This is a genomic window from Pseudomonas sp. NFACC25 (genome assembly GCF_900100935.1).
Lineage (GTDB): Bacteria > Pseudomonadota > Gammaproteobacteria > Pseudomonadales > Pseudomonadaceae > Aquipseudomonas > Aquipseudomonas marginalis.
In genome coordinates this window covers 113,993-127,660 of sequence record NZ_FMUC01000011.1, presented here as the reverse complement: position 1 = coordinate 127,660, position 13,668 = coordinate 113,993, and the positions used below count along the sequence as shown (strand labels likewise).

Below are 13,668 nucleotides of genomic sequence, written 5' to 3'. Positions count from 1 at the left end.
CCTCTGGAGAAACTCATGACCTTTTCTCACCGTGTCGCGGTTATCACCAGCGACGAACAGGCCCTTATTGTCGCCAGCGACCTGGCCGAAGACTTGCGCCGCGACAGCGCCCAGCGCGACCGCGAACGCCGCCTGCCGCTGCCCGAACTGGACGTGTTCTCGCGCTCCGGCCTGTGGGGCATCAGCGTGCCCAAGGCATTTGGCGGCGCGGGGGTTTCCAACGTGACCCTGGCCAAGGTCATTGCCCTGATCGCCCAGGCGGATGCCTCCCTGGGCCAGATTCCGCAAAACCATTTCTATGCCCTCGAAGTGCTGCGCGTGAATGGCAGCCCTGAACAGCAACAACGCCTGTACGCCGACGTACTCGCCGGCCAGCGTTTCGGCAACGCCCTGGCAGAACTGGGCACCAGGACCGCCCACGACCGTGTTACGTCCATCACCCGCGACGGCGACGGCTTCCGCATCACCGGTCGCAAGTTCTACGCCACCGGCGCGATCTATGCCCAGCGCATTCCTACCTCGGTGGTGGATGAGCACGGCATCCAGCAACTGGCCTTTGTCCCCCGTGACAGCGAAGGCCTGACGGTCATTGACGACTGGAGCGGCTTCGGCCAGCGCACCACCGGCAGCGGCTCGGTGGTGTTCGATAACGTGTGGGTTGCTGCCCACGACGTGATCCCGTTCCAGAGCGCTTTCGAACGCCCGACCACGGTCGGCCCGCTGGCGCAGATTCTTCACGCCGCCATCGACACCGGCATCGCCCGCGCCGCCTTTGAAGATGCACTGCACTTTGTGCGTACCAAGACCCGCCCATGGATCGACTCCGGCAACGACAAGGCCACCGAAGACCCGCTGACCCTGAAGAGCTTCGGCCACCTGAGCATTCGCCTGCACGCCGCTGAAGCCTTGCTGGAACGTGCCGGTGTTTACCTCGATCGCGCCCAGGCCGACAGCAATGCAGAGACCGTGGCGGCAGCGTCCATCGCCGTCGCTGAAGTCCGCGCCTTGAGCACCGAGATTTCCCTGGCCGCCGGCAGCACCCTGTTCGAGCTGGCTGGCAGCCAGGCCACCCTCGCCGAGCACGGCCTCGACCGCCACTGGCGCAACGCCCGCGTGCACACCCTGCACGACCCGGTGCGCTGGAAGTACCACGCTGTGGGCAATTACTACCTCAACGCTGAAAACCCGCCACTGCGGGGGACCATTTGATGGCAAAGAAAAATATCCTGCTCAATGCCTTCAACATGAACTGCATCGGGCATATCAACCACGGTATGTGGACCCATCCACGGGACACGTCCACCCAGTACAAAAGCATCGAGTACTGGACCGACCTCGCGCAAACCCTGGAGCGCGGGCTGTTCGACGGTTTGTTCATCGCCGATATCGTCGGCGTGTATGACGTGTACCAGAACTCCATTGATGTGCCGCTCAAGGAGTCGATCCAGCTGCCGGTCAATGACCCGCTGTTGCTGGTTTCGGCGATGGCCGCCGTGACCAAAAACCTCGGCTTCGGCCTCACCGCCAACCTCACCTATGAGCCGCCGTACCTGTTCGCCCGGCGCATGTCCACGCTCGACCACCTGAGCCGCGGCCGGGTGGGCTGGAACATCGTCACCGGCTACCTCGACAGCGCCGCCAAGGCCATGGGCCTCACCGAACAGGTCGAGCATGACCGGCGCTACGACCAGGCCGATGAATACCTGGAGGTGCTCTACAAACTCTGGGAAGGCAGCTGGGAAGACGACGCGGTGCTCAACGATCCGCAGGCGCGGGTCTATGCGCAGCCGGGCAAGGTGCACAAGGTCGAGCACCATGGCGAGTTCTACCAGGTGGAGGGTTATCACCTGTGCGAGCCGTCGCCGCAGCGTACGCCGGTGCTGTTCCAGGCCGGCAGTTCAGACCGTGGCCTGTTGTTCGCCGGGCGCCATGCCGAGTGCGTATTCATCAGCGGGCAGAACAAGGCCGCGACCAAGGTGCAGGTGGACAAGGTGCGCGCCAGCGCGGTCGAGGCCGGGCGCAACCCGGATGACATCAAGGTGTTCATGGGGCTGAACGTGATCGTCGGCGCCACCGAAGAACTGGCCTGGGCCAAGCATGCCGAGTACCTGAGCTATGCCAGCGCGGAGGCCGGCGTCGCGCACTTTTCGGCGTCCACCGCGATTGATTTTGCCCAGTACGAACTGGACGAGCCGATCCAGTACGTGAAGAGCAACGCGATCCAGTCGGCCACCAAGAATCTGCAGAACAACGACTGGACCCGACGCAAGTTGCTCGAACAGCATGCCCTCGGCGGGCGCTATATCACCCTGGTCGGCTCCCCCGAACAGGTCGCTGACGAGCTGGAATCCTGGATCAGCGAAACCGGGCTGGATGGCTTCAACCTCACGCGCATTGTCACGCCGGAAAGCTATGTGGATTTTATCGACCTGGTAGTGCCGGAGTTGCAGAAGCGGGGGTCGTACAAGACCGAATATGAGAGCGGCACGCTGCGGGAAAAGGTCTTCCACGGCAGTGCTCGCCTACCCGAACAACACACCGGATCTACCTACCGCCACTGAACAAAAAAGGTGGGAGGGGGCAAGCCCCCTCCCACATTGGATCTGCATTGTTTGCCCTAATACCTTATGACTGGAAAGCCACTATGAAAAAGACATTCCTCAATAACCCAGTCAAAGCACTGGCCCTGGCCTTCGGGTTGTTCAGCTCGGCGGTGTTCGCCGCCGATGCACCGTTGAAAATCGGCACCACCGCCGCCTTCGCGATTCCCCTGGAGGCCGCCGTCGCCGAAGCCGGCAAGCAAGGCTTGAAGGTCGAGCTGGTGGAGTTCACCGACTGGATCGCGCCCAACGTCAGCCTGGCCGCCGGCGATATTGACGTGAACTACTTCCAGCACATCCCGTTCCTGGAAAACGCCAAGACCGCCGCCGGTTTTGACCTGGTGCCGTACGCGCCGGGCATCATCAACAACGTCGGGCTGTATTCGAAAAAGTACAAAAGCATCAACGACCTGCCCCAGGGCGCCAGCGTGGCGATTGCCAACGACCCGATCAACAGCGGTCGCGGCCTGCAACTGCTGGCCAAGGCCGGCTTGATCACCCTCAAGCCGGGCGTGGGCTACAAGGCCACCGAAGAAGACATCGTCAGCAACCCGAAGAAGATCAAGATCCTGCAAGTCGAGGCCGTGCAACTGGTGCGCGCCTATGACGACGCGGACCTGGTGCAGGGCTACCCGGCCTACATCCGCCTGTCCAAGACCTTCGATGCCGAGTCGGCGCTGCTGTTCGACGGCCTCGACCACCCGGAATACGTGATCCAGTTCGTGATCCAGCCAAAAAGCAAAACCGACCCGCGCGTGATCAAGTTCGTCGACATCTACCAGCACTCGCCGGTGGTGCGTGCCGCCCTGGATAAATCCCTCGGCAAGCTCTACCAAGTCGGTTGGGAAGATAAAAAATGACCGCCGCCCACGCTCGACTGCGCGACCTGGGCTCACCGCCCAGGGACGCCGAACAGACAGAACTGCATCCGGACCTGAACCGCGCGCACGTGCGCTTTATCAACCTGGGCAAGACCTACGACGGCGGCGTGCATGCCTTGCAAGGCATCGACCTGGCGATCCAGCGCGGTGAAGTGTTCGGCATTATCGGCCGCAGCGGCGCCGGCAAGTCCTCGCTGATCCGCACCATCAACCGCCTGGAACAACCCAGCAGCGGGCGCGTGCTGATCGATCAGGTGGACATCGGCGACTTCGACGAAGACCACCTGGTGGCGCTGCGCCGACGTATCGGCATGATCTTCCAGCACTTCAACCTGATGTCGGCCAAGACCGTGTGGCAGAACGTCGAATTGCCGCTGAAAGTCGCCGGCGTGCCCAAGCCCCAGCGTGAGCAAAAAGTGCGCGAGCTGCTGGAATTGGTCGGCTTGCAGGACAAGCACAAGGCCTACCCGGCGCAGCTGTCCGGTGGGCAGAAACAGCGCGTGGGCATTGCCCGTTCGCTGGTGCACGACCCGCAGATCCTGCTGTGCGACGAAGCCACCTCGGCCCTCGACCCGGAGACCACCCAATCGATCCTCGGCCTGTTGCGCGAGATCAACCGGCGCCTGGGCCTGACCATCGTCTTGATCACCCATGAGATGGCGGTGATCCGCGACATCTGCGACCGCGTGGTGGTGCTGGAACACGGGCGCATCGTCGAGCAAGGCCCGGTGTGGCAAGTGTTCGGCAACCCGCAACATGAGGTCAGCCAGACCCTGCTGGCGCCGCTGCAACATGGGCTGCCGGAAGAACTGCAAAGCCGTTTGCACCCCCAGCCTGAATCGCCGGACGCCGCCGTGGTGCTGCGCTTGCAGTTCACCGGCAGTGCCAGCGATGAACCGGACCTGGCCGCGCTGTTCAGCGCCCTCGGCGGGCGCGTGCGCTTACTGCAGGGCGGTGTCGAACGGATCCAGGGGCATGCCTTGGGGCAACTGCTGCTGGCGGTGAATGGCTCACCCCATAACAGCGAAGAACTGCGCAACCGCGCTGCGAACTGGGCACAACAGGTGGAGGTGCTGGGCTATGTGGTTTGATCGTTTGGTGCAAGGCGCCATCGACACTTTGTTGATGGTCGGCGTGTCGTCGTTGATCGCCTTGCTGGTGGGGATTCCGCTGGCGGTGTTTCTGGTGACCAGTGACAAGGGCGGCATCTACCAGGCGCCGACGCTGAACCGGGTGCTGGGGGCGTTCGTCAATCTGTTCCGCTCGATTCCGTTTTTGATCCTGATGGTGGCGCTGATCCCGTTCACGCGGCTGATCGTCGGCACCACCTATGGCGTGTGGGCGGCGGTCGTACCGCTGACCATCGCCGCCACACCGTTCTTCGCGCGGATCGCCGAAGTGAGTCTGCGCGAGGTCGACCACGGCCTGATCGAAGCCGCCCAGGCCATGGGTTGCCGGCGCTGGCACATCATCTGGCATGTACTGCTGCCCGAGGCGCTGCCGGGGATTGTCGGCGGGTTCACCATCACCCTGGTGACCATGATCAACTCGTCGGCCATGGCCGGGGCGATCGGGGCCGGTGGCTTGGGCGACATTGCCTATCGCTATGGCTACCAGCGCTTTGATACGCAGATCATGCTTACGGTGATTGTGCTGCTGGTGATCCTGGTGGCGGTGATTCAACTCGGCGGCGATCGCCTGGCGCGAGTGCTGAACAAGAGGTGAGGTATAGTCGGGCCATCTCAGTGCCCGGTATTCATCACCATGCCCCTCAAGCCCGACGACCTCGACCAGATCACGTCCACCACCCTCGGCCACTACAACAGCGTGGCCGAGAGCTTTCGTGAAGGCACCCGCGATCACGATGTGAGCCAGAACATCGACGCGCTGCTGCGGCATATCCAGGGCTCGGCGCCCTTTACCGTGCTGGATTTCGGCTGCGGGCCGGGGCGGGACTTGCAGACCTTTACGCGCCTGGGGCATATCGCCGTCGGCCTGGATGGCTCCGAGCGGTTTGCGCAGATGGCGCGCGAAGACAGCGGCTGTGAGGTGTTGCAGCAGGACTTCCTCAAGCTGGATCTGCCCGCCGAACGCTTTGACGGGATCTTTGCCAATGCGGTGCTGTTTCATATCCCCAAGCAGGAATTGCCCCGTGTGCTCAAGCAACTGCATGGGGCGTTGAAGCCCGGCGGTGTGCTGTTCAGTTCCAATCCACGGGGTGAGAACCAGGAAGGCTGGAACGGGCCGCGCTATGGTTCCTATCACGACCTCGAGGCCTGGCAGGCACTGCTCACCGCCGCCGGCTTCGTGGAACTGGAGCATTACTACCGACCCGCCGGGTTGCCTCGACCCCAGCAGCCCTGGTTGGCCAGCGTTTGGCGCAAGGCTTGAGTCAACCCACATTTGGAATGCATGCCCCTGTGGGAGGGGGCTTGCCCCCGATGACGGACTGATGGACACCCCTACTGCACCTGATACACCACCGATGTCCCATCCACCACCGCTGTCACACTCCTCGCCGCAACCCCCTCTCTCGACCCCGTGGAAAAATTCGCTACCAACCGCGTGCCATCGGCAAACGTGGTTTCCTGCACCTGCCGATCCGCCGTCAGCCAGCGAAACCCGGTCATCGCCTGGGTGGCCAGGCGCTCATGCAGCGGTCGGAAAAATCGATCCTGGCGCTGGATCAGCGGCAGCCGCGCCTTGAGCGTCGCAGCACTCAGGTGATACAGCGGCGGCACGTTGTAGAGCAGTTGGGTCAGCTCATTTTCAGCCCGCACATTGCTCAGCTTGAGGCTGTCGAACAGCCAGTGATGGGTGGTGATCACCGAGCCATGGAACACCGCCTGATACAGCGGCAGGCGCAGCGTCGGGTCGAAGTAGAGGGTGCGAAACGGCTCGTTCAGCGGCACCGACTTGAAGAACACCGCCGGTTGTTCCGGCGGGTACCAGTTGCCCACGTAGTAGGGCGACTGTTTGTCCTGGGTCATGTCGCGATCCCCCCAGCCCAGCACCGGGGTTTGCATGCCATGGGCGAACAGGATGCCCCGGGCGGTAATAGCGTTGCCGTCTTCGGAGCCGGTCGGCAATTGCAGCGTGGTGTTCAGCCAGCGGGACGCATCGATATTGCCTTCGGCGTTTTGCGCCTGGGTCATCGGTGCGTTGGTGCGGTAGCTGTCGAACAGCATGCTGGTGGCGTACGCATCGAGAAACCAGGCGTTGAAGCCGGCCACGGCCTGCACGGCTTTCACCCGCGCCTCCAGCAGAGGCCGCACGCAGCGCGGGTCGGTGTAGTGGCCGGACTGCTGGAAGCCGGTCTTGAGCGTGCCGTCCTTCAACACGATGGCGCAGTCGCGGTAAGCCTGGCTGCCCAGGTGGGCGGTGGTCCAGTCGGGGTTTTCGGTGGCGGACAACGCGGTTTGGTAGGAGTCGTAGGGCGCCATCAGGTAGCCGACGTCGACACCGGCGCGGATGGTCTCTGGGTGCCAGAGGCCGCCTTCCCAGCCTTCGCCCAGGGTCAGCATCAAGCGTGGCAGCCCGGCGTCGCGCAGCGTCTGTACCACCTGGCTGCCCCAGGTGCCGGGGCTATCGCGCAGGGCGCCGGCAAAGTCCACGGCCAATTCGCGACGCAACTCGCCATAGCGCGCGGCAAGACGGGTCATATCGGGCTCGTCCACCTGCCAACTCTGCCGGGCCTTCCTGTTGATCGCGGCGTTGAGGCCGCGCAACAACACGCTTTGTTCGTAGCGATTCAAGGCGCGGGGCTGCGCCAGCACCGCTGCGGAGTCCTTGTCCAACAGGCCACTGAGTTCATGAGCGCGCAAGCGCTGGAGCAACAACGGCCAATCACGCACATCCTCCGGTGCCAGCAGGTCATTGCCCCACAGGTAGACATGGCTGGCGCCCAGCAGCTTTTCAGCCTCAGGGGTTTGCCGCAGCTTGTCTGCCAGGGGCTCATAGCGACCCTGCGCGACCAACCATTGGCGATAGCGCTTGGCCCCGGCCAGCGGATCGCTTTCGCCCAGGTGCAACAACAGGGTCATGGGGGCGGCAGGCCCGAGCGAAGTGAACTCATGGGCCAGCGACAACGCCTGGCCCCGCCAGCGCAGGCGGTTGTTATAGGGATTGGTCAGCAGCCAGTTGAGGGTGAAGGCGCCGTGATCGACGCCCCACAGCGGCAGGCTGAGGTCCTGGGTGGTGTTGATGTCACCCTGCGCCACCAGGAAAGCGTTCCACATGGCATGGCCGGCCGGCACGTAATGCCCCTCGGCCAACGGCCACATCAACCCTCGGCCCATGGCGCTCGCCGGTTGCAGAAGAATCGGCAGCTCTCCGGCTTCCCGCGCCGTGATCGACAGCACCAGGTCGCGCTGCTCAAGGCTGGCGGTCAGGCGATAGGCACCGTCGTCCCATTGCCAACTGACCTGTTGCGCGCTTTGTGCCAGTTGACTGACGGCACGCGCCGCTACGCCGTCGGAGGCCTGCACCTGGGGCTGGCCACTGGGTGTCACACGGATGGCGAGGGTGGCCGGGTCGAGTTCGACTCGCCACAACGGGTTTTCCAATACGGTGCCGGCAAAGGCCAGGGGCGACAGGAAGCAGCAGATCAGCAAGGTATGACGCAGACGGTTCATGGCAGGCGACCGTTGAGAGGTGGAGGCCGGAGGGTAAAGCACTCAACGGTTGGCCGGGGCAACAGGCTTCACTTGCGGAAGTTTCCCACGTCTCAAATGCCCAGTTGAGATCAATTGTGGGAGGGGCGGTGCGACGATTCGACTTGCTCCCGATGGCGGTGGGTCAGACAAATATTTTTTGCTGACCCACCGTCATCGGGAGCAAGCCCCCTCCCACATTTTTAACCGTGTTGTTCCTGTTGCTTCTGCTTTGGTTCACGGATCTTGTACCAGGCCACATAAAGCGCCGGCAGGAACAACAACGTCAGCAAGGTGGCGATAATGATCCCGCCGATCATCGCGTAGGCCATCGGCCCCCAGAACACTTCGCGGGCAATCGGGATCATGCCCAGGCTCGCCGCCGCCGCCGTGAGCAGGATCGGCCGGCGCCGATGCTCGGTGGCTTCCACCACCGCGTCCCACGGCGTGTAGCCGGCCACTTCATACTCGTGGATCTGCGTCACCAGGATCACCGAGTTGCGGATGATGATGCCGATCAGCGCCAGGATGCCGAGGATCGCCACAAAGCCCATGGGCGTGCCCGTGGGGATCAGCGCCAGCACCACGCCGATCAGCCCCAGCGGCGCGACACTGGCCACCAGGAACATCTTCTGCACGCTGTGCAGCTGGATCATCAGGAACGTCGCCATCAGGAACAGCATCAACGGCACCACGCTGGCAATCGGGCCTTGGGCCTTGCCGCTTTCTTCCACGGTGCCGCCGGTGGCGACCTTGTAGCCCACCGGCAGGCCGGCGCTGAATTGGTCGATCTCCGGCTTGAGCTGCTTGACCAGGTCGGTCGGCTGCATCTCATCGCGCACCGAGGCCTTGATGGTGATGGTCGGCTTGCGGTCGCGACGCCACACCAGCGGCTGCTCCAGCTCATAGCGCACCGTGGCGAAGGCCAGCAGCGGGATCGAGGTGCCGTTGGGCGTGACGATCTGCAGGTTCTGCAAGGTTTCCGGCGTACCGCGCTCGGCGTCCTCGGCACGGCCGACCACGCTGATCAGGTAGATATCGTCGTGCACCTGGGTCACCGAGGCGCCGCTGACCACGCTGTTCATCAGTTGTGCCACGTCTTCGGAGGACAGCCCAAGCTGGCGCGCCTTGTCCTGGGCAATGTCGATGCGCAGCACTTTGCCCGGCTCGTTCCAGTCGTAGATGATCTCGCCCAGGTGGGTGTTTTTATCCAGCAGGGTCGCCAGTTCGATGGCGTGTTTACGCACCTGGTCGGTGTCTTTGCCGGACACGCGATACTGGATCGGACGCCCTACAGGCGGGCCCATTTCCAGCGGCTGCACGAAACTGCCGATGCCCACGAAGTCGTCGCGCAGGCGCTTTTGCAGGCGCGCAATCAAGGCACCGCGCTCTTCCAGGCCTTTGCTGACGATCACCAGTTGCGCGTAGTAGGGGTTTTCCAGTTGCTGGTCGAGGGGCAGGTAGAAACGGATCGCGCCCTGGCCGATATAAGTGCTCCAGCGTGCAATGTCCGGGTCGTCCTTGATGATCGCTTCAAGGCGGTCGACGGCCTTGCGCGTCTCGTTGATCGAGGCGTTTTGCGGCAGGTTGAGGTCGACGAGGATTTCCGGGCGGTCCGACGACGGGAAGAACTGGTTCTGCACAAACTGCATGGAGAACACCGACGCCACGAACAGTCCCACGGTGATACCGATGGCCCACCAACGGTTGCGCATGGCCCACAGCATGCCGCCATTGAACGCGCGGCCGATGCGCCCCGGCTCGGCGCTGTGGGGTTTCACCTTGGCGCTGAGGATATGCACGCCGATCACCGGCGCAAACAGCACCGCCACCACCCACGACACCAGCATCGCCACGGCAATCACCGCGAACAGGGTAAAGGTGTACTCGCCTGCCGAACTGGCGTTGAGGCCAATCGGCACGAAGCCGGCGACGGTCACCAACGTACCGGTGAGCATCGGAAATGCCGTGGAGGTGTAGGCGTAGGTCGCCGCCTGCTCCTTGGTTTCGCCTTTTTCCAGGCGCGTGATCATCATCTCCACGGTGATCATCGCATCGTCCACCAACAGGCCGAGGGCGATGATCAACGCACCCAGCGACACACGCTGCATGGTGATGCCGCTGTATTCCATGAACACGAATACCAGCGCCAGCACCAGTGGAATCGAGCACGCCACCACCAGCCCGGCGCGCATGCCGAGGCTGATAAAGCTCACCACCAGCACGATGATCACCGCTTCGAACAGTGCGCTGGTAAAACCGCCGACGGCCTCCTCCACCACTTCGGCCTGGTCGGAGACCTTATGCACACCGACGCCCACCGGCAGGTCGGCGGTCAGTTCGTCCATGCGCGTGTGCAGCGCCTTGCCGAACGACTGGATATTGCCGCCCTTCTGCATGGCGATGGCCAGGCCAATCGCCGGCTTGCCGTTGAAACGGAACATCGGCCGCGCCGGGTCGACATAGCCACGGCTGATCTCGGCGATATCCGCCAGGCGATAGAAGCGGTCATTGAGACGCAGGTTGACGTTGGCCAGGTCTTTCTCCGAGGCGAACTGCCCCGAGGTACGCACCGAGATGCGCTCCGGCCCGGCCTCGATCACCCCGGCGGGGGTCACCGCGTTCTGCGATTGCAGGCTTTGCACCACCTGGCGCTGATCGATGCCCAGGGCCGCCAGTTTGCGCGTGGAGAAGTTCAGGTAAATCACTTCGTCCTGCTGGCCGATCATCTCGACCTTGCCCAGCCCCGGCACCGAACGGATCTCGGCGCGCACCTGCTCCACGTAGTCGCGCAACTGGCGCATCGACAGGCCGTCGCCGGTAAAGGCGTACACCGAGCCGAACACATCGCCGAATTCGTCGTTGAACGACGGTCCCTGCAAGCCCTGGGGGAAGGTGCCGCGAATGTCGTCGATCTTCTTGCGGACCTGGTACCAGATCTCCGGAATCGCCTTGGCGCCGGTGGTGTCCTTGAGGAACACGAACACCGTGGATTCACCCGGTCGCGTGTAGCTTTTCACATAGTCGAGGGAGTCGAGTTCCTCGAGCTTTTTCTCGATGCGGTCGGTGACCTGCTTGAGGGTTTCTTCCTGGGTCGCGCCCGGCCAGCGGGTCTGGATCACCATGGTCTTGATGGTGAACGAGGGGTCTTCCTCGCGGCCCAGGTTCATGTAGGAGAACACGCCCATCAGCAGCGCGACGAACATCAGGTACCAGACGAAGGACTGATGCTTGAGGGCCCAGTCGGATAAGTTGAAGCTGCCTTTCATCGCGGGCTGTCCTCGTCGATTTTGACTTTCTGCCCGGGCTTCAGGCTGTTCACGCCGGCGGTAACGATACGCTCGCCGGGTTTGACGCCGCCGTTGAGCAAGGCGCTGTCAGCGTCACGGCTAAGCACCGTGATATCGCGCGGTTGCACGGTCTGGCTTTGGGTATCGAGGATCCAGATGCGGGTCTTGCCGTCGACTTCCTGCAAGGCGCTCAGGGGCAATTCGATGCGTGGGGCGATGGCCGAACTCAAGGTCACGCTGATCGCCGTACCAAGACGGAACGCGGGCGGCGTTTCGGCCAGGGTCAGGCGCGCGCGACGGGTGCGCGTGGCGCTTTGGGCCTGGGGTTCGATCTCGCGCACGGTGGCGGTGGTGTGGACGCTGGGGTCGAGTTGCCCGGCGACGAGGAATACCACATCCGCCGGCAGGCGCTCGGCGAGGCCGGCGGGCAGGTCGATGACCGCCTCCTTGATGTCCGGGCGCGCCAGGGTCACCACTTGCTGACCGGCGCTGACCACCTGGCCGGCCTCGGCATTCCAGGCGGTGACGATGCCGGCGTGGTCGGTGCGCAGCTCGGCGTAGTTGAGCTGGTCCCTGGCCTGGTTGACCGACGCCTGGGCCTGGTCGAGGGAGGCCTGGGTGGTCTTCAGGTCGGTCTGGGCCACGTCCAGTTGGGCCTGGGCGCCGACGCCACGGTTGAACAGCTCCTGCTGGCGACGGGCATTGGCCTGGGCGTTGATGAACTGGGCCTGCACCCGTGCCAAATCGCCCTGGGCGGCGCGCAATTGGTTCTGTTGGTCGGTAGGGTCGAGCACCGCGAGCAAGGCGCCCTTGTCCACTTCGGCGCCCACATCCACGGCACGCCGGGCGATGCGACCGGGGACGCGAAAGCCCAGATTGCTTTCATAGCGCGCCTGGATGGTGCCGGCGAAACGGCCGAGGGTTTCCTGGTCCTCGGACTTCACCTCCATGGACAGCACCGGGCGCACGGGCTCGGGCGCCGGTTCTTCCTTGGAGCAGGCCATCAGCAACAGGCTGGCGGCGAGTACAACCGTCAGGCGCTTCATGGCTGGGCTCCTGGCTGGGCAATCTCGACCAGCATGCCGGGGTGCAGCAATTGCCCACCGGCCACCACGACTTTTTCGCCGCCCTTGAGGCCGTCGCCAATAATCACTTTGCCGGTGAGGTAACGCGCCACCGTGACCTTGTGCAGTTGCGCCTTGCCCTCGCCGTCCACCAGCCATACGGCGGGCTCGCTGAGGTCTTTGGTCAACGCCGACCAGGGCAGCTCGATACTCGCCTTGGCCGGGCCATTGGCGGTGGCACTGACCACCGAACCAAGCCGCATGCCTTCGGGTAACGATTGCAGGGCGATCTTCACTTGCACCGTGCCGGTATTGGCGGCCACAGCAGGTGTGACTTCACGCACTTTACCCACGGCCTTGATGCTCGGGTTATCCAGCAGGCTGACGGTGATCGGCGCATCCGGTGGCGGCTCAACCAGCAGTGACTCATAGACGTTGAACACCGCATCGCGCTCGCCATCGCTGGCCAGGCTGAAAATCGGCACGGTGGCCTGCACCACCTGACCGACTTCGGCCTGGCGCGCGGTGATCACCCCCGGCGCATCCGCGATCAGCGCGGTATAGCCGAGTTGTTCACGGGCGTTGGCCAACTGTGCCTGCGCGGCGGCCAGGGCACTTTGGCTGCTGCGCAGCGCGGCCTGGGCGGAATCGTATTCGCTGCGGCTGGTGTAGCCCTTGGGCAGGAGCTTTTCCTGGCGCACAAACGCGGCGGCGGTTTGCTTGACCCGCGCCTGCTCGGCCACGACCTGGGCCTGGGCGGAGTCGACGTTGGTCTGTAGATCCTTGGGGTCGAGCCTGGCCAGCACCTGCCTGGCTTTAACGCGATCGCCCACATCCACCATGCGCTGGATGATCTTGCCGCCGACCCGGAAGGACAAATCGGTTTGCACGCGGGCCTGGATATCTCCGGTCAGCGTGACGGCCGCGGCGAAATCGGCGGGTTGTACGGTTTGAACAAAAACCCGCGAATGGGCCTTGGGCTCAGCTTTTTCCTGGCCACACGCGCTCAGCAACACCACTAAACCCAGACCGACGATACAGATGGAAATACGACCGCCCATGCAGACTCCTTGTGCGCGATGCGATGTGCCAGTGTGTATGCGACTGTGAGCTTAGTTCAGGGTTCCTTATCTGCATGGGGAAGGCGTATTGAGGTGAGTTCATCGGCCTCATCGGGGGCA

General features: G+C 63.5%; 10 protein-coding genes. 6 read left to right on the top strand and 4 right to left on the bottom strand.

The window, feature by feature from the left end; genetic code table 11:
* The first annotated feature begins 15 nt into the window (after nt 1–15).
* The 6 genes from BLQ09_RS22935 to BLQ09_RS22910 all read left to right on the top strand — a co-directional run bounded on the left by BLQ09_RS22935 (nt 16) and on the right by BLQ09_RS22910 (nt 5,872).
* Nucleotides 16–1,209 carry an SfnB family sulfur acquisition oxidoreductase gene (locus BLQ09_RS22935; RefSeq protein WP_092358662.1) on the top strand — a complete coding sequence of 398 codons (1,194 nt, stop codon included), beginning with the start codon at nt 16–18 and terminating at the stop codon, nt 1,207–1,209.
* Nucleotides 1,209–2,561 carry an LLM class flavin-dependent oxidoreductase gene (locus BLQ09_RS22930; RefSeq protein WP_092358660.1) on the top strand — a complete coding sequence of 451 codons (1,353 nt, stop codon included), beginning with the start codon at nt 1,209–1,211 and terminating at the stop codon, nt 2,559–2,561. Before BLQ09_RS22935 ends, BLQ09_RS22930 begins: the two co-directional genes overlap by 1 nt.
* 83 nt (nt 2,562–2,644) lie before the next feature.
* Nucleotides 2,645–3,460, top strand: coding sequence for a MetQ/NlpA family ABC transporter substrate-binding protein (locus tag BLQ09_RS22925; RefSeq protein WP_027607839.1), 816 nt, complete (start codon nt 2,645–2,647; stop codon nt 3,458–3,460).
* A complete protein-coding gene (locus BLQ09_RS22920) occupies nt 3,457–4,572 on the top strand; it encodes a methionine ABC transporter ATP-binding protein (RefSeq protein WP_092358658.1) in 1,116 nt (371 codons plus the stop codon). Before BLQ09_RS22925 ends, BLQ09_RS22920 begins: the two co-directional genes overlap by 4 nt.
* Complete coding sequence (locus BLQ09_RS22915; protein WP_027607841.1) at nt 4,562–5,206, top strand: methionine ABC transporter permease; 645 nt, start codon at nt 4,562–4,564, stop codon at nt 5,204–5,206. The genes BLQ09_RS22920 and BLQ09_RS22915 overlap by 11 nt, the downstream gene beginning before the upstream one ends.
* Nucleotides 5,207–5,245: 39 nt before the next feature.
* Entirely contained in the window at nt 5,246–5,872 is a 627-nt protein-coding gene (locus tag BLQ09_RS22910) for a class I SAM-dependent methyltransferase (protein ID WP_027607842.1), read from the top strand.
* A gap of 71 nt (nt 5,873–5,943) precedes the next feature.
* On the opposite strand, the gene BLQ09_RS22905 is transcribed toward BLQ09_RS22910, so the two are convergent.
* The 4 genes from BLQ09_RS22905 to BLQ09_RS22890 all read right to left on the bottom strand — a co-directional run bounded on the left by BLQ09_RS22905 (nt 5,944) and on the right by BLQ09_RS22890 (nt 13,548).
* Complete coding sequence (locus BLQ09_RS22905) at nt 5,944–8,115, bottom strand: glycoside hydrolase (RefSeq protein WP_092358656.1); 2,172 nt, start codon at nt 8,113–8,115, stop codon at nt 5,944–5,946.
* Nucleotides 8,116–8,336: 221 nt separating this feature from the next.
* A complete protein-coding gene (locus BLQ09_RS22900; RefSeq protein WP_092358654.1) occupies nt 8,337–11,402 on the bottom strand; it encodes an efflux RND transporter permease subunit in 3,066 nt (1,021 codons plus the stop codon).
* Complete coding sequence (locus BLQ09_RS22895) at nt 11,399–12,469, bottom strand: efflux RND transporter periplasmic adaptor subunit (RefSeq protein WP_027607845.1); 1,071 nt, start codon at nt 12,467–12,469, stop codon at nt 11,399–11,401. Before BLQ09_RS22895 ends, BLQ09_RS22900 begins: the two co-directional genes overlap by 4 nt.
* The gene (locus tag BLQ09_RS22890) at nt 12,466–13,548 is read right to left on the bottom strand and encodes an efflux RND transporter periplasmic adaptor subunit (RefSeq protein WP_027607846.1); all 1,083 of its coding nucleotides are present in this window, start codon (nt 13,546–13,548) and stop codon (nt 12,466–12,468) included. Before BLQ09_RS22890 ends, BLQ09_RS22895 begins: the two co-directional genes overlap by 4 nt.
* Nucleotides 13,549–13,668 lie beyond the last annotated feature (120 nt).

Coding starts and splice junctions, on each gene's coding strand:
- BLQ09_RS22910 (WP_027607842.1), top strand. CDS start 5,246: ATGCCCCTCAAGCCCGACGACCTCGACCAGATCACGTCCACCACCCTC.
- BLQ09_RS22930 (WP_092358660.1), top strand. CDS start 1,209: ATGGCAAAGAAAAATATCCTGCTCAATGCCTTCAACATGAACTGCATC.
- BLQ09_RS22890 (WP_027607846.1), bottom strand. CDS start 13,548: ATGGGCGGTCGTATTTCCATCTGTATCGTCGGTCTGGGTTTAGTGGTG.
- BLQ09_RS22920 (WP_092358658.1), top strand. CDS start 3,457: ATGACCGCCGCCCACGCTCGACTGCGCGACCTGGGCTCACCGCCCAGG.
- BLQ09_RS22895 (WP_027607845.1), bottom strand. CDS start 12,469: ATGAAGCGCCTGACGGTTGTACTCGCCGCCAGCCTGTTGCTGATGGCC.
- BLQ09_RS22915 (WP_027607841.1), top strand. CDS start 4,562: ATGTGGTTTGATCGTTTGGTGCAAGGCGCCATCGACACTTTGTTGATG.
- BLQ09_RS22925 (WP_027607839.1), top strand. CDS start 2,645: ATGAAAAAGACATTCCTCAATAACCCAGTCAAAGCACTGGCCCTGGCC.
- BLQ09_RS22905 (WP_092358656.1), bottom strand. CDS start 8,115: ATGAACCGTCTGCGTCATACCTTGCTGATCTGCTGCTTCCTGTCGCCC.
- BLQ09_RS22900 (WP_092358654.1), bottom strand. CDS start 11,402: ATGAAAGGCAGCTTCAACTTATCCGACTGGGCCCTCAAGCATCAGTCC.
- BLQ09_RS22935 (WP_092358662.1), top strand. CDS start 16: ATGACCTTTTCTCACCGTGTCGCGGTTATCACCAGCGACGAACAGGCC.